The sequence below is a fragment of the Streptococcus sp. ELY_125 genome (genome assembly GCF_058314535.1).
Genome location: NZ_JBZFUM010000016.1, coordinates 1 through 16,640, shown reverse-complemented (window position 1 = coordinate 16,640; position 16,640 = coordinate 1). Strand labels below are relative to the sequence as shown.

General features: G+C 41.9%; 14 protein-coding genes. 13 read left to right on the top strand and 1 reads right to left on the bottom strand.

Annotation, left to right across the window (positions count from 1 at the left end; translation table 11 throughout):
- Positions 1 to 85: 85 nt before the first annotated feature.
- Positions 86 to 967, top strand: a complete 882-nt coding sequence (gene garR / locus AC4HAL_RS07280) for a 2-hydroxy-3-oxopropionate reductase (protein ID WP_491093628.1) — start codon at positions 86 to 88, stop codon at positions 965 to 967.
- Between the two features lie 273 nt (positions 968 to 1,240).
- Here garR and AC4HAL_RS07275 read toward each other — a convergent pair whose 3' ends face one another.
- Complete coding sequence (locus AC4HAL_RS07275) at positions 1,241 to 2,197, bottom strand: response regulator transcription factor (protein ID WP_491093627.1); 957 nt, start codon at positions 2,195 to 2,197, stop codon at positions 1,241 to 1,243.
- Positions 2,198 to 2,467: 270 nt separating this feature from the next.
- Between AC4HAL_RS07275 and ptcA the strand changes: the two genes are divergently transcribed.
- From ptcA to purB, 12 genes are all read left to right on the top strand, one after another.
- Positions 2,468 to 3,487: a putrescine carbamoyltransferase gene (ptcA, locus tag AC4HAL_RS07270; RefSeq protein ID WP_491093659.1), complete on the top strand. Its 1,020-nt coding sequence runs from the start codon at positions 2,468 to 2,470 to the stop codon at positions 3,485 to 3,487.
- A 74-nt stretch (positions 3,488 to 3,561) separates the two neighbouring features.
- Positions 3,562 to 4,923, top strand: a complete 1,362-nt coding sequence (locus tag AC4HAL_RS07265; protein WP_491093626.1) for an APC family permease — start codon at positions 3,562 to 3,564, stop codon at positions 4,921 to 4,923.
- 19 nt (positions 4,924 to 4,942) lie between these two features.
- The gene (aguA, locus tag AC4HAL_RS07260; protein ID WP_491093625.1) at positions 4,943 to 6,040 is read left to right on the top strand and encodes an agmatine deiminase; all 1,098 of its coding nucleotides are present in this window, start codon (positions 4,943 to 4,945) and stop codon (positions 6,038 to 6,040) included.
- Positions 6,041 to 6,052: 12 nt separating this feature from the next.
- Positions 6,053 to 6,994, top strand: coding sequence for a carbamate kinase (arcC, locus tag AC4HAL_RS07255; protein ID WP_491093624.1), 942 nt, complete (start codon positions 6,053 to 6,055; stop codon positions 6,992 to 6,994).
- A 211-nt stretch (positions 6,995 to 7,205) separates the two neighbouring features.
- On the top strand, positions 7,206 to 8,189 hold the full coding sequence (locus AC4HAL_RS07250; RefSeq protein WP_491093623.1) for a Gfo/Idh/MocA family protein: 984 nt from the start codon (positions 7,206 to 7,208) through the stop codon (positions 8,187 to 8,189).
- A 361-nt stretch (positions 8,190 to 8,550) separates the two neighbouring features.
- On the top strand, positions 8,551 to 9,816 hold the full coding sequence (gene purD, locus AC4HAL_RS07245) for a phosphoribosylamine--glycine ligase (protein ID WP_491093622.1): 1,266 nt from the start codon (positions 8,551 to 8,553) through the stop codon (positions 9,814 to 9,816).
- 493 nt (positions 9,817 to 10,309) lie between these two features.
- Positions 10,310 to 10,798 (top strand): 5-(carboxyamino)imidazole ribonucleotide mutase, encoded by a 489-nt coding sequence (purE, locus tag AC4HAL_RS07240; RefSeq protein WP_491093621.1) that lies wholly within the window; start codon positions 10,310 to 10,312, stop codon positions 10,796 to 10,798.
- Positions 10,785 to 11,876 carry a 5-(carboxyamino)imidazole ribonucleotide synthase gene (purK, locus tag AC4HAL_RS07235; protein ID WP_491093620.1) on the top strand — a complete coding sequence of 364 codons (1,092 nt, stop codon included), beginning with the start codon at positions 10,785 to 10,787 and terminating at the stop codon, positions 11,874 to 11,876. Before purE ends, purK begins: the two co-directional genes overlap by 14 nt.
- A 9-nt stretch (positions 11,877 to 11,885) precedes the next feature.
- Positions 11,886 to 13,070: a hypothetical protein gene (locus tag AC4HAL_RS07230; protein WP_491093619.1), complete on the top strand. Its 1,185-nt coding sequence runs from the start codon at positions 11,886 to 11,888 to the stop codon at positions 13,068 to 13,070.
- Positions 13,071 to 13,306: 236 nt separating this feature from the next.
- Entirely contained in the window at positions 13,307 to 13,918 is a 612-nt protein-coding gene (locus tag AC4HAL_RS07225) for a CPBP family intramembrane glutamic endopeptidase (RefSeq protein WP_491093618.1), read from the top strand.
- A 153-nt stretch (positions 13,919 to 14,071) separates the two neighbouring features.
- On the top strand, positions 14,072 to 14,743 hold the full coding sequence (locus AC4HAL_RS07220; RefSeq protein WP_491093617.1) for a hypothetical protein: 672 nt from the start codon (positions 14,072 to 14,074) through the stop codon (positions 14,741 to 14,743).
- A gap of 240 nt (positions 14,744 to 14,983) precedes the next feature.
- Positions 14,984 to 16,282, top strand: a complete 1,299-nt coding sequence (purB, locus tag AC4HAL_RS07215; RefSeq protein WP_491093616.1) for an adenylosuccinate lyase — start codon at positions 14,984 to 14,986, stop codon at positions 16,280 to 16,282.
- The last annotated feature ends 358 nt before the right edge of the window (positions 16,283 to 16,640 follow it).

The window sequence follows — 16,640 nt, the reverse complement described above, 5'->3', positions numbered from 1 at the left end:
TTATAATTGTAGTCCATGGACTATTTATCTTGAAATAAAGGTCTGCTACAATGTAAGGTAAGAATTTAGAAGGGATGTATTAAAGATGAAAATCGGATTTGTCGGATTAGGTATTATGGGAAAACCAATGGCTATCAATCTAGTAAAAGCTGGTCATGAAGTCTATGGTTTCGATTTTAATCAAGCGAGTGTTGATGCTTTGGTGGCAGCCGGCGGACATGCTGCAGAAAGCGGTAAGGATGCTGCTCAAAAAGGTGACCTTGTGATCACTATGCTGCCCAATTCACCGCACGTCAAAGCAGCCCTATTTGACGAAAATGGGATTGCTGAGGGCTTGAGTGCCGGTCAAGCAGTTATTGATATGAGTTCTATTTCACCGGTAGCTAGTAAAGAATTTCATGATAAATTGAAGGAGCAGTCTGTTTCCTTCTTGGATGCTCCTGTATCTGGCGGTGAACCCAAGGCTATTGACGGGACTATTGCTGTTATGGTTGGCGGCGACGAAAAAGTTTTTGAACAATATAAGGATGTCCTGCAGGCCATGGCTAGCAGCGTTACTTTAGTCGGTGAAGTTGGTGCTGGTAATTTGACTAAGTTGGCCAACCAAATGATTGTTGCAGTCAATATTGCGGCGGTGTCAGAAGCTTACTCTTTGGCTAAGAAGGCTGGCGTCGATCCATCACGGGTTTACGAAGCTATTCGAGGCGGTCTTGCTGGCTCGACCGTCATGGATCAAAAATCACAAAAAATCTTTGACGGTGACTTTGCGCCAGGTTTCCGTATTGATTTGCATATCAAGGATTTGCAAAACGCTTTGGATGCTTCGCATTCCTACAATGTCTCAACGCCGTTCACAGCTCAAGCCATGGAAATTTTACAAGTGCTGAAAGCTCATGACTACGGTTCAGATGACCATTCAGCTATTGCCCGCTACTATGAGTTGGTGAATGGACAAAAACTGCAGTAGGTTGATCTTTACAAGTGTAAAAAACTTACAGATAAAAATAGTGCTTAGAAGGAGGCTTAAAAAGCGGAAACTTCTTGAAAAACGATAGCACTGAGAAAGCCAGCAGGCGACCGATTCGGTGGTGACTGCTGGCTTTTTTATTTTTGAAAAAGTATTTGGTTTAAAATCAGATCGTCAAAAAGTTGAATGATTTTTATGGAAGGATTGGATATCTTAAAGAATTTAGCCTATTTTATTAAACAAGTTTCACAGTGCCATTTTCTTGGTACTGGTTTAAAAAGCTGCGGAATATTCTTGATAAAGATTGAATAATTCTTCTCTTTTGTTGATATTCAGTTTGATATAGATGTTGTGAGTATGGGTTTTAACAGTTCCTACAGATAAATAAAGCGTATCAGCAATCTCTTGGTTATTCTTATGTTTAAGAAGGAGCTGAAGAATTTCACTTTCTCTAGCAGTAAGATCATAACTGCAGCAAAAATTTTTAAAGGCGGCGGTTGTCTCCTTCGTTAGATCCACATTTGTTGTTTGGTTGTTAAACTTTAATCGCAGGTTTTTTAAAAGGGAGTAGCTAAGGATAATGGCATAGGTTATTGAAAAGAGGTCTTCATTAAAATTACGGTTTTGAATTTTTAGGTTAAGGGATGAGTAGTGATCAATATAGAAAATAACGATGAAGTCTTCCAGTGTAATACTAATTGCAAAAATTAGACAAATGATCCCCATACCTCTTAGGTAGAAATCGTAGGGTTTGTTCTGACCCAGAGCGCGGGAAGATTTTAGAATGGCTAAACACCCACAGTAAAATAGGAAAAGCTGATTTGGGAGATAAAATAAAAAAACCTGCAGTGGGGATTGAACAAGGTAGGTGGCTGCCAGCATCCACACAATGTTCACTATCAAGGGTAAGTAATAAGCTGTCGTAAATTTTTGATCACTTAAGAGAAGAATAATCTTTAGCAGACAAAAGTTAATAATGGCAGACAGGACTAATTTTGACGTTGGCAGTCCGACGAATGTTTGATTGTAAAATTGTGTAAATGATCTAATTAGCTCTGTCATAGAGATGATACTGCTATTTAAGATAAAACAGGTAAAAAAGATAGCAAGGATTCCAAATATTGATTTCAGAACTTGGTTCTTTTCAATTAAAAAAGCTAGGAGAGATAAGGAGAAGGCACTAGCATAAATGATAAGCAAGGTGACACTGTAAAGATAAATCAGTTCCATAGTCTATATCCTCTACTTCCTATGGCTATATCGGCTTAATTGTAGCATAAAACGATTACATTTTTATATCAACCTAGGGACTAAACTTATCTAAACTTTACATTATTCAGTTTAGATGCTCCACGCTAAAATGCAAGCTTAGCGGAATTTAGAGAAATAAGAGGTTTACAGCTTGAAGATTATTTTCAACTTAGGCGGAACGGCTTATACTCAAAGAGTCTTACAATAAATCAGGTTTAAGCTTAACGATTAAAAGGAGGTAGCACGATGATGGATGCAAAAAAAGATTATATTACCACAGAGGATTTCAGCAAGGAAGAGTTGCTCAATTTGGCAGAGTTGTCCTTGAAAATCAAAGCCTGTATCAAGCAGGGATATTATCCACCCTTATTAAAAAATAAAACGCTGGGTATGATTTTTCAGCAAACTTCTACGCGGACACGGGTTTCTTTTGAGACAGCTATGACGCAATTAGGCGGTCACGCACAGTATCTTGCGCCGGGACAAATTCAGTTAGGCGGCCATGAAACCATCGAAGATACTAGTCGGGTTCTGTCACGTTTAGATGATATCCTAATGGCGCGTGTTGAGCGCCATCAAAGTGTTGTTGATTTAGCGCGCTATGCTTACATACCTGTTATCAACGGGATGTCGGATTATAATCATCCAACACAGGAACTTGGTGATCTTTGTACCATGCTAGAACATCTACCGGCTGGTAAAAGTCTGGAGGATTGTAAGGTTGTTTTTGTTGGAGATGCTACGCAAGTCTGCTTTTCATTAGGCTTGATGACAACTAAGATGGGAATGGAATTTGTCCATTTTGGTCCTCAAGGTTTCCAGCTTAATGATAAACATAAAGAAAAATTAGATGCTGTCTGTGCTGGTTCTGGCGGTAAATATAGTGTAACAGATAAGGAAGACGCTATTGAAGGTGCTGATTTTCTCTATACAGATGTTTGGTACGGACTTTATGAAGCTGAGTTGTCAGAAGAAGAGCGAATGCGAATTTTTTATCCTAAGTATCAAGTGGATAGCGACATGATGGCAAAAGCAGGTAGCCAGTGTAAATTTATGCACTGTCTGCCCGCAACTCGGGGAGAAGAAGTAACAGATGAAGTGATGGACGGTGCTCATTCCATTTGCTTTGATGAAGCAGAGAATCGCCTAACCTCTATCAGAGGACTGCTTGTTTATCTTGTGAGAGATTATGAAAATAGGCATCCGCTTGATGCGGGACTTCAATCTGAGGCAAGGGCTGATTTAGAAGACTTCCTTCAAAATCAGTAACCATAAAGCCGTTGCTGAGTAGAGCTTTTCCTTACTTCAGCAAGATATTTTTGTTCATAAGAGAGGCAGTCATTATGGAAGAACAAAAGAAAAAATTTAGCCTGATAAGTGCGGTACTGTCAGTCATCTGTGTTGTATTTGTTGCCGAAGCAGCAGCGCCGGTTGCTGCCATTGGGAACTCTCAGTTTTTCTGGTGGCTGTTTCTGCTCATTGCTTTCTTGCTCCCTTATGGCTTGATTTCGTCAGAACTAGGAACAACTTATATTGGAGATGGCGGTATTTACGATTGGGTAACCAAGGCTTACGGACATCGCTGGGGATCGCGAGTCTCGTGGTACTATTGGATTAATTTTCCCCTATGGTTGGCTTCCTTAGCTGTTATGACGCCGGGACTTTTGACAACAATTACAGGCATTACGTTTTCTGTGCCTCTGCAGGTTGTTATTGAGCTCGTTTTTACATGGATTATTGTTTGGATTAGCTTTTATCCGGTGAGTGACAGCATCTGGATATTAAATGGTGCAGCAGTGATTAAGATGATTTTAGCGCTCCTAGTCGGACTGCTTGGTGTTTATACGGCTTTGACAAAGGGAATGGCTAATGATGTGACCTTAAGGTCACTCTTGCCAAGTTTTGATCTTAAGAGCCTCTCTTTCATTTCTGTTATCATTTTTAATCTGTTAGGGTTTGAGGTTATTTGCACCTTTGCCAATGATATGGAAAATCCCAGAAAACAGATTCCGCAGTCAATTATCGTGGCTGGGATAGTGATTGCTGCGATTTATATCTTTTCAGCTTTTGGAATTGGTGTTGCAATCCCTGTTAGAGAAATCTCAACGAGCAGCGGTATGATGGATAGCTTTAAACTGTTAACAGGCTCTTCTGGTGGATGGTTTATTATTCTTATGGCAGTGCTTTTTCTAACAACGCTTTTTGGCAATATGATTTCCTGGTCATTAGGGGTCAACAATACGGCCTGCTATGCAGCGGAAAACGGAGACTTACCTAGTGTATTTAAGATTAGAAGTCAAAAAAATAAAATGCCAGTTGGCTCGGCTATTATGAATGGAGCAGTAGCAAGCGTGGTTATCATAGCAGCTCCTTTTCTTCCTAATCAGGATTTATTTTGGGCTTTCTTTTCTCTTAATTTGGTTATGTTTTTGCTATCTTACGTGCCTGTTTTTCCAGCCTTTTATAGATTGCGGCAGATTGATCCAGACATCCATAGACCCTTTGAGGTTCGTGGGGGACCAGGTTTGCTCAAAGTTTTGGTTGTCTTGCCGATGGTTTTAATTACCATTTCACTAATATTTACAGCCCTGCCTCTCTCCTTTGACAAGGCCAGCTTGACAGAGCAGCTGCCAATTACTATCGGATCTCTTCTTTGTATTATTATTGGGGAGTTCATTATTAAATTAAAGCATATCAATAAATGAAATTTGGAGGAAAGGTAACATGGCAAAAAGGATTAATGGTAGGACACCCAAAGCAGACGGATTTTATATGCCAGCTGAGTATGCACCGCAAGATAAGGTTTTTATGATTTGGCCAGAACGTCCGGATAATTGGCGCAATGGTGGCAAGCCAGCACAAAAGGCTTTTGCGGATGTTGCGCGTGCTGTCAGTCGTTTTACAAATATGAATGTGCTTGTCTCTGCTCAGCAATTTCAGAATTGCCGCAGACAGCTGCCTCCTGAGATCACAGTTTATGAGGTTTCCAGCAACGATGCTTGGGTTCGGGACTGTGGACCAACTTTTGTTATCGATGGTCAAGGCCAGCGCAGAGCTGTAGACTGGGCCTTCAATGCCTGGGGTGGATTGGTAGATGGTCTCTATTTCCCTTGGGATCAGGACGATCTAGTAGCGCAAAAAATATGTGAGATTGAAGGGGCTGATTCCTATCGCACATCAGATTTTATCCTAGAAGGAGGCTCTTTTCATGTGGACGGTGAGGGTACTGTCTTGACAACTGAAATGTGCCTTCTCAGTCAAGGACGTAATCCACAGCTGACTCGTGCAGCGATTGAGAAAAAACTTTGTGATTACCTTAATTGTGAAAAAGTTCTGTGGCTCAAAGACGGTATTGATCCAGAGGAAACTAATGGTCATATTGATGATGTGGCCTGCTTTATCGCCCCAGGTGAAGTTGCCTGTATCTATACGGACGATGTCAGCAGTCCTTTTTACGAGGCTGCTCAAGACGCTTATGCAAGGCTAAGTAAAATGACTGATGCCAAGGGGCGTCAGCTAAAGGTTCATAAACTTTGTTGCCCAGTTAATACGATTACCATCAAGGGTGATTTTGCCATTGATTATGTGGAAGGGACTATCCCACGTGAGGATGGTGATATCTGCATTGCTTCTTATATGAATTTCCTCATCACTAACGGGGGTGTTATCGTTCCTCAGTATGGTGATGAAAATGATCATCTAGCCTTGGAGCAAGTTCAGGCATTCTTCCCTGATAAGGAGGTAGTGGGTGTTAACACAGTCGAAATCGTTTATGGCGGAGGCAACATTCACTGTATCACTCAGCAGGAGCCCAGTGTATAAGTGAGGTGACTTATGGCTACTAATGTCATCGCCCTAGGTGGCAACGCTATTTTGGACAAGGATCCAACTGATACTGGTCAAAAAAAGGTAGTCAAGACTGTTGCTAAGTCTATTGCTGATTTTATTGAAAGAGGAGAAAAGGTGGTCATTTGCCACGGGAATGGACCGCAGGTTGGCAATCTGCTTAATCAGCAAAGAGCTGGTGAGTCGGATATTAATCCAGCATTTGGTCTTGATACCTGCGTTGCTATGACTCAGGGGAGTATCGGTTACTGGCTGCAAAATGCTCTGAAAAATGAGTTACAGCAACGCAACAACTCCAGTTCTGTTGTAGCCACTGTGTCTCAAGTTTTAGTCGATAAAGAAGATCCTGCTTTTAAGAATCCCAGCAAACCGATTGGTCCTTTTTACAGCAAAGAAGAAGCCGTGCTTGAAAGGAAAAAGTCTAAAACAAGTGCTGTTTTTAAGGAAGATGCTGGTCGCGGTTACCGCAGAGTAGTGCCATCGCCTTATCCAATGAAAATTATTGAAAATGCTGCTATCAAAAGTCTTGTTGCAGACGGTATTATTCCAATTTGTTCAGGTGGTGGGGGCATTCCAGTTATTTATGATAGAGGTGTTTATCAGGGAATCGAAGCCGTTATTGATAAAGATTTTTCTGCTATGATGCTAGCGAAAAATATTAAGGCAGATCGGCTGATTATCCTGACAAACGTAACTAATGTCTATATCAACTACAATACACCTCAGCAAAAGGCTTTGGAAGCCGTCACAGCTTCTGAGCTTAAGACCTACATTGCTCAGAAGCAGTTTGCAGCAGGAAGTATGCTTCCTAAAATCCAAGCAGCTATTGACTTTGTCTATGGTGAATCTACCAAAACAGCAGTGATTACCTCTTTCGACCAGCTCCCTTATATCCGGCAAGGGGTCGGGACAGTAGTTACAGATGGGTAATCCTATAAGTAAGAACGCCTCAGTTGGGACGTTCTTTTGCTTTATGGCCTAAAATTTTGGAGGTCTAGCTGGTTCTTTCCAATTCCTATTTATCCTTTTTCTTTACAACCTTTGTTTACTCTTGTACAATGAAATTATTAAGATCACCGCTTCTTTGATGCGACAAGGCGGATATTTTATAAGATGATTGAACCAGCGTTAGGAGACTATTATGACAGGAACCAAGCAGTACAATTGGGCAACCTTAGGAACGGGTGTCATTGCTAATGAATTAGCCCAGGCCTTGCAGACTCAGGGCAGAAAACTCTACTCAGTCGCTAACCGAACCTATGAAAAGGGCGTGGTCTTCGCTGAAAAATATGGGATTGAGAAAGTCTATGGCAAGATTGATGAAGTGTTTGAAGATCCAGCCGTTGATATCATTTATATCTCAACACCCCACAATACCCATATCAATTTTTTACGCAAGGCTTTGGCACACGGTAAGCATGTGCTCTGCGAAAAGTCCATTACGCTCAACTCTGAGGAATTAGCGGAAGCTATTCACTTAGCTGAGGACAATCATGTTGTCTTAGCAGAAGCTATGACAATTTTCCACATGCCTATTTACCGCCAATTATCAGAGATTGTGAATTCGGAGAAATTGGGTGAACTCAAGCTTATCCAGATGAACTTTGGCAGCTATAAAGACTACGATATGACCAATCGCTTCTTTAATCGCGATTTGGCGGGCGGTGCCTTATTGGATATCGGCGTCTACGCTTTGTCCTTTGTTCGCTGGTTTATGGCATCGAGCCCCAACCAGATAGCTTCGCAGGTTAAGCTGGCACCGACAGGTGTAGATGAACAGGTCGGTATCCTTCTGACCAATGACCAAGGCGAGATGGCGACTATTACCCTCAGCCTCCACGCTAAGCAGCCTAAACGGGGAACTATTGCTTATGATAAAGGCTATATCGAGATTTATGAGTATCCGCGCGGTCAAAAAGCAGTCATCACCTATACCGAGGATGGCCATCAAGAAGTGATCGAAGTAGGAGACACCGCTCAGGCTCTGGCCTACGAAGTCGCCGATATGGAAAAAGCGGTCGCAGGTATCGAGGATAGCATGCACCTGGACTATACACAGGATGTCATGACCATCATGACCCAGTTGCGCCGAGAATGGAGCATGACTTACCCTGAGGAAGAATAAAAAAGATTTGAGTTGCGGAGGTAGTAAGTTGTGTGTTCCGTTACATCTTGCTAGCAAAATTTTTTAAAGGTGAGCAGTTTGCTCAGTGGGGGGTATAGTTATAAAAAATTCGCAAGATGCGGATTTTTAAATTTTTTCTCTCTGGTAAATATTACGAACAAATATGTTATAATATCTCTGTATAATTCGTAAATGAAAGGGATTGAACTCGGGCAGAAAGCAGGGGGGTTAGAGTCACAGCTGTTTTAGCTTTAGTTGGCAAATGCGGTTGCCTTAAGGTGCGAGTCGGCTTTTGTGCAGGCACAAGGCGCTGATTCCCTAAAATTCTGCTGCTTTTCTGTTCGCTCTTGGTATCTTAGCTATGAAACTTTTGGTTGTTGGTTCTGGCGGTCGCGAGCATGCGATTGCGAAGAAATTGTTGGAGTCTCCGCAGGTTGAGCAGGTCTTTGTGGCGTCCGGCAATGATGGCATGACCCTTGATGGGTTGGATTTGGTTAATATCGGAATTTCCGAACATTCTGCTTTGATTGATTTTGCTAAAGAAAATGACATCGCTTGGACCTTTATCGGTCCTGATGATGTCTTAGCAGCTGGTATCGTTGATGATTTTAACCAAGCTGGGCTTAAAGTTTTCGGCCCAACTAAGTTAGCAGCGGAGCTGGAGTGGTCGAAAGATTTTGCTAAAGAAATCATGGTCAAATACGGCGTTCCGACAGCAGCCTATGGCACATTTACCGACTTTGAAAAAGCCAAGGCTTATATCGAAAAGCAGGGCGCTCCAATCGTGGTCAAGGCGGACGGCTTGGCGCTGGGCAAGGGCGTGGTCGTGGCTGAAACCGTGGAGCAAGCGGTCGAAGCAGCGCATGAAATGCTGCTGGACAATAAGTTTGGCGATTCTGGTGCGTGTGTGGTTATCGAAGAATTTCTGGACGGTGAGGAGTTCTCGCTCTTTGCCTTTGTCAATGGGGATAAGTTCTACGTCATGCCTGCGGCGCAGGATCACAAGCGTGCTTGTGACGGTGACAAGGGGCCAAATACAGGCGGGATGGGGGCCTATGCACCAGTTCCCCACCTGCCGCAAAGCGTAATTGACCAGTCGGTTGACAGTATTGTCAAGCCAGTGCTTGATGGCATGATTAGGGAAGGGCGTCCTTATCTTGGGGTGCTTTACGCGGGGCTTATCTTGACCAAGGATGGTCCTAAGGTCATTGAGTTCAACTCCCGTTTTGGCGATCCCGAGACCCAGATTATTTTACCGCGCCTGACTTCTGACTTCGCGCAGAATATCACGGACATTTTGGCTGGTAAAGAGCCTGAGATCACTTGGCTGGATGGGGGCGTGACCCTTGGTGTGGTGGTCGCTTCAGATGGCTATCCGCTGGCCTACGAAAAAGGCGTGGCTTTACCAGAAAAGACCGACGGCGACATTATCACCTACTATGCAGGGGCTAAGTTTGCGGAAAATAGCAAAGCGCTGCTGTCAAACGGCGGCCGTGTCTATATGCTGGCCACCACAGCTGACAGCGTCAAAGCTGCGCAGGACAAAATTTATAAGAAACTTGCCGAACAAAATACGGAAGGGCTATTCTACCGTACTGATATCGGGAGTAAAGCCATTAAAGACTAGAAAAAAGAAGGGCGAGCGTAAGCGAGCCCTAAACGAGACTTTCTGTCACTCGGAAATTTTGAGACTTCGGCTCAAATTTTAGGAATGAAACCACAGGTTCGCGACACGAAGTAGCGATTTCGATAATAAATCGCTACTGAGTTAGTGCAGTGTTTAGGTTATATCCGATAGGGATAACCGTAGTCGGTTGAGTGAAGAATTCGTCAACCTGACTTAACACTGCCTGCCGTCCCCAACACTTGAGAAAAGTATCAAAAAAGAAAAGGAATAAGTAAATCCCTAAACTTAAAGAAAGGAAAGTTTAGTTGGCTAGTCTAACTGAACACGGGACTAATTTCCTAGGAAAAAAAGATAAAACGGCCTAGACGCAAGCGTCGTCGTTAGTTTTCCCTCTCGCATTTGGGTTGTAAGACTCAAGGCTAAAATAATCCACTGGATTATTTTACTTCTACGGAAATTTTCGGTAAACCGAAACGTCCCTTTGTATCTTATTATGAAACCAATTATTTCTATTATCATGGGCTCAAAATCCGACTGGGTCACCATGCAAAAGACAGCAGAAGTTTTAGATAAATTCGGTGTGGCTTATGAGAAAAAAGTCGTCTCAGCCCACCGCACACCAGACCTCATGATCAAACATGCTCAAGAAGCACGTGACCGCGGCATCAAGGTCATCATTGCCGGTGCTGGCGGTGCAGCGCACTTGCCGGGTATGGTAGCAGCCAAAACAACGCTGCCTGTTATCGGTGTGCCTGTCAAATCACGCGCCCTTTCAGGGCTTGATTCGCTTTACTCTATCGTGCAAATGCCGGGCGGCGTACCCGTGGCAACTATGGCCATTGGAGAAGCGGGAGCGACCAACGCTGCCCTGACTGCCCTGCGAATTCTCTCGATTGAAGACCAAGACTTGGCAGTAGCGTTAGCAAATTTTGCAGAGGAACAAGGAAAAATCGCGGAGGCTTCAACGGATGAGCTCAACTAAAACCATTGGCATAATCGGCGGCGGCCAGCTGGGTCAGATGATGGCCATTTCCGCTATTTACATGGGGCACAAGGTAGTGACGCTGGATCCGACAGGGGATTGTCCTGCCTCGCGCGTGTCTGAGATGATTGTGGCGCCTTACGATGATGTGGACGCTTTGCGTCAACTGGCTGCGCGCTGTGATGTACTCACTTATGAGTTTGAGAATGTCGATGCCGACGGACTGGACGCGGTCATCAAGGCTGGTCAGCTGCCGCAGGGGACTGACCTGCTGCGCATTTCGCAAAACCGTATCTTTGAAAAAGACTTCCTCGCCAACAAGGCTGGTGTGACAGTCGCTCCTTATAAGGTCGTGACTTCCAGCCTGGACTTGGAGAATTTGGATTTGGGCAAGACTTATGTCTTGAAAACGGCCACAGGCGGTTACGATGGCCATGGTCAAGTCGTCATCAAATCACAGGACGATTTAGCTGCCGCTAGCCAATTAGCCAACTCTGCCGAGTGTGTCTTGGAAGAGTTTGTGAACTTTGACCTTGAAATCTCGGTTATTGTGTCAGGCAATGGTAGGGACGTGCCGGTCTTCCCTGTTCAGGAAAATATCCACCGCAACAATATCCTCTCAAAGACCGTTGTTCCAGCTCGCATTTCTGATCAATTGGCTGAGAAGGCTAAGAGCATGGCCGTGCAAATTGCCCAAAAACTCAAACTTTCAGGCACCCTCTGCGTGGAAATGTTTGCGACGTCTGATGACATCATCGTCAACGAAATCGCACCGCGCCCTCACAACTCAGGGCACTATTCCATCGAAGCCTGCGACTTTTCGCAATTTGACACCCATATCCTAGGCGTGCTTGGAGCACCCCTGCCCGCCATTCACCTGCATGCGCCGGCTGTCATGCTCAATGTCCTCGGCCAACATATGGAAGCAGCGCAAGACTATGTTCGCGCCAACCCTAGCGCCCACCTCCACCTTTATGGTAAACTAGAAGCCAAGCATAACCGCAAAATGGGGCATGTGACGGTGTTTAGTAATGAGCCGAATAGTGTGAGAGAGTTTGGGGAAGGAGTGGATTTTTAGAGAATAAATATGAAATTCGAGGTTGAATTATTAACGAAAAATATTAGTATTACTGAACTTGATGAATTATTACTTAGCTTTGAAGTCATTGGTATTATCCCTGATGGAAGTGTTAAAGTTGGAGATAAGTATATTAAGGTTAACCGTTCGGAAAAGTATAAATCTTCTTTTGAAGGGACCGACTTTGTGATACAGATACAACAATTATCGAGCGGAATTGTCAAAATTTTACTTAGTTATGAATATAATAAGAATAAATTTGGATCGGCAAAAAACTTTGAAAATTTTGTTTCAAAGTTTAAAGAGCTTTTAGGGAAAAATCATTTAAAATATTCAGTTTTGTCCAATGATTTATCTAGCTATTTTGCACAAAGGCTTTATCCTAAATTTCAAAGATATGAATCAACTTTACGGAAAATTTTTGTACTGGCTTTGTCTCCATTGGAAGATGAAAATGTTATAAAAATTATCAAGGAAAAGACTAACGATAAAATAGATTTATCAAAAATTCATACGATAAACTATATGGAAAATCTGCAGATTGCCGAACTTCACACTTTGATATTTGAATTAAATTTAAACCAAATTGATAGTTTATCTGAACATTTTAAAAGTTTTCAAAATAAAAATGAACATGATTTGAAAAAAATAATAAACTCTGCGTTACCAATTACTATTTGGGAAAAGTATTTTTTGAATTTTACTACTGATAGTAGCAAGGATATACTCAAAAATAACTATGATAAAATCAGAGAGTATAGAAATGATGTTATGCACTTTCATATGATAAGCTATAGACGTTACCAAAAAATAGATTCTTTGCTATCTGATGTAAGTACAGAATTAGAAGCTCTTAAGGATAAAATGCTTACTAATTGGGACTTTGAATCAACTAGAAGACTGTTTAATGACATTTCTAAGCAGCAAAGGACATTGGTTAACATAGTGAATTTATCGAAAGCAGTAACTGAAGTTATAAGACCAGCAACGGAGAGAATTTACGCTAATAATGCAAATTTAAACATTGCACTAACATCAATGATAGATGCATTTAAGAATATTCAAGTACCCAAAATTGACTCAGGTGTAGACAAAGCTTTGCAAAACATGTCTTCTATACTTAGACAATTACCCTTACAAAACGGTTTTGGTGATATGAATGAAAACGGAGATGCTAAAAATGATGAGGAATGATTTTTCAATATTACTTGATTTATAAAAATAGAAAAGAGTACAGGTAGTGGATTGTATAAGAAAATCTTAGACTGTCCGCTTAACGCTCTTAATATCTTATATTATAATTAACCGTTCGTCACTTACATTCTGAGATGCTAAAACCCTAACTGGAGAACAAACATGGAAACAATCGGTTCTATTGAAGACTGGATAAGAGATGTTGAAATAGTATAATGGTATCAGGAGGTTAACACATGGAACTATTCATTTCAAAAGTCATCAGCAGCTTTTTAGAAATAGTATTATTTGCTATCATTCCATTTATTTATTGGTTTGGTATAGACAGGAAACACGCTACCTTTCTAGACTGGCTAGGCTTTAGGAAAGTCCGTAAACATGATTTTAAACAAGTCTTTGTGCCCCTACTGGTGATGACAGTATTATTTTTGCTCCTTTCTCTTTTTGTTTTATTCCGCTTAAAGGGAACATCAACGGCCACAACCGTTTTTCGAGGTGGTGGTTTTAAAGTGTTACCCGCTATTCTCATTTATGGGATATTTAATACCGCTTTGCCGGAAGAATTGTTCTTTAGAGGATTCTTATTGAAACGCCTTATGCAAAAACTGGCCTTTCCCTTGGCTAATAGCATTCAGTCCTTGTGTTTTGCTTTAGTACATGGTCTCATATTTTTTAAAGCGGTAGATATTGGTTCTACAATCATGATAACAGTGTTCACATTTGTCATTGCTTATGGGATGGGATATATCAATGAACAAAAGAGCCAAGGATCCATTATTCCAAGTTGGATTATCCATGCAGGCGCTAATATTTTTTCAGGCCTATGTGCTGCGTTTATGTTAGTTTAGTAGCAAGATAGTCGTAGAAATATTGTTCAATAAAATGAGTTTGTTGTGGTGAACACAACAGGCAAAACGGGGAATGTGATGGTGTTTAGTGATGAGCCAGATGAAGTGAGGGAGTTTGGAGAGGGGATTGATTTCTAGAAAGGGGTATTTGAAATGAAGAAGTTGTTGTTAGATGCTTTTTTAAGGAATAAAGAAAAACTAGGTAAGGTATCTAGTTGGGCAGTTTGGGAAAATAGATCGTTAGGAAATTATGACTCAGCTGTTAATACTTTAAATGAAATAGATTCCCAGTCTAGTCTAGATAGTTTAAATTTGAACCCTAATATAGTAATTCTTGCTTTAAATTTTGCAGATAGAACAGAAGATGATTTGGATAGTTATGTTATGAATTTTCAAAGCTTTCACGAGCATGTTGAAGGGGTTCAAAAGAATGATGACAAGTTAAAAGCTATCTGTGTTGATAATAATTTTCTAGGAGCCTATTTAACGGATTTAGTAAAATATGATGAAGATGGGGAACCAAGAGGGTATCGAAATAGTAATTCTCAAGAAGTTGGCAAGAAATTAAGAAAAGATAGTAACTATGAATCAGTTCAAATCAACAATTTAATTCAAGAATTACTAGAACTTGGTGTTAAAAATCCATTGATTATTTCATTAGGTGATGAAGTTAAAAAATCTATACAAAGAAATAAGCAATTGTTACAGAGTGAGTTGGGTCCAGATACAAATTTTAAGTTTATATACCATTATTCGTATCGACATAAAGGTAATCATGATATAGAAGTGTATAAGCAAACTGTGAGGAAACAACTGATGAGATAGATTTCTATTATATAAACTGGTTCATAAAAATATAATTGAGTGAATTTCAAATAGCAGAATTGCTCTTTCGGCTATTATAAAAAGTAGAGCAGTAAAAAATGAAAGGAGATGGGCACCAGAATTGTCAAACTGAACCCGGGCGGAAAGCTCGGAATTTAGATAAACCGCCTCGGACGCAAGCGTCCATCGTTGGTTTCCTAAAATTCAGTCGCTTTCTTGTTGCCCTTGGTATCTTAAATTATGTTAGACCGTTATTCACGCTCCGAGATGGCGAATATTTGGAGTGAAGAAAACAAGTACCGTGCTTGGTTGGAGGTGGAAATCCTCGCTGATGAGGCATGGGCTGAGTTGGGTGAGATTCCTAAGGAAGATGTGGCCAAGATTCGTGAGAAGGCGGATTTTGATATCGACCGCATTTTGGAGATTGAGCAGGAGACGCGCCACGATGTGGTGGCCTTTACCCGTGCGGTGTCTGAGACGCTGGGTGAGGAGCGCAAGTGGGTGCACTTTGGCTTGACCTCGACAGACGTAGTGGACACGGCTTACGGCTACCTCTACAAGCAGGCTAATGCCATCATTCGCAAGGATTTGGACAATTTCCTGGCTATCATCGCTGATAAGGCTAAGGAGCACAAGTTCACGATCATGATGGGACGTACCCACGGTGTCCATGCGGAGCCAACGACTTTTGGTCTCAAACTCGCAACTTGGTACAGCGAAATGAAACGTAATATTGAGCGTTTTGAACATGCTGCCGCTGGTGTGGAAGCTGGTAAGATTTCAGGTGCCGTTGGTAACTTTGCCAATATTCCGCCTTTTGTGGAAAAATATGTTTGTGATAAATTAGGCATTCGTGCTCAGGAAATCTCAACCCAAGTGCTGCCGCGTGACCTGCATGCAGAATACTTTGCAGTGCTGGCCAGCATCGCGACCTCAATCGAGCGTATGGCGACGGAAATCCGCGGTCTGCAAAAATCAGAACAGCGCGAAGTGGAAGAATTCTTTGCCAAGGGTCAAAAGGGAAGCTCAGCCATGCCTCATAAACGTAACCCAATTGGTTCAGAAAACATGACGGGCCTTGCGCGTGTCATCCGGGGTCACATGGTGACGGCCTATGAAAATGTATCCCTCTGGCATGAACGCGACATTTCCCACTCCTCAGCTGAGCGTATTATCGCGCCTGATACGACTATTCTCATTGACTACATGCTCAACCGTTATGGCAATATCGTCAAGAACCTGACGGTCTTCCCAGAAAACATGAAGCGCAACATGGGCTCTACCTTTGGTCTTATCTTCAGCCAGCGTGCCATGCTGGCCTTGATTGAAAAAGGCATGACCCGTGAGCAGGCTTACGACCTTGTCCAGCCTAAGACTGCGCAGTCTTGGGATAATCAAATAGACTTCAAACCGCTGCTAGAAGCAGATCCAGAAGTGACTTCCCGCCTGAGCCAAGAAGAAATCGACGAAATCTTCAATCCTGCCTATTATACTAAGCGTGTGGATGAGATTTTCAAAAGAACTGGCTTAGAGGAATGATAGAGTAAGTACAAGCAGGTGCCTTCACTTGCTTGTTATTTATTTCCAAGGTTGGCAAAACATTTTAGAAAAATTTTCTAATTTTTTTCAAGCCATATTGACAGCATACAGGAAATGATGGTACACTAATAAGGCTAGAAGGCAGTAAAAATTATAGTTAAAAAATATTAAAAAAAGTATTGACAATTTCTAAATGAGATAGTAGACTATAAGAGTTGCTTTTAACGGCAGGAAAGACCTTTGAGAACTGAATAGACAAGAAACCAAGCGTGCGGGTTAAGGAATTAACCTGTCAAAAATACGAAAATAAGTCAGAAATGACTGAGTTAGATTAACTTTAATGAGAGTTTGATCCTGG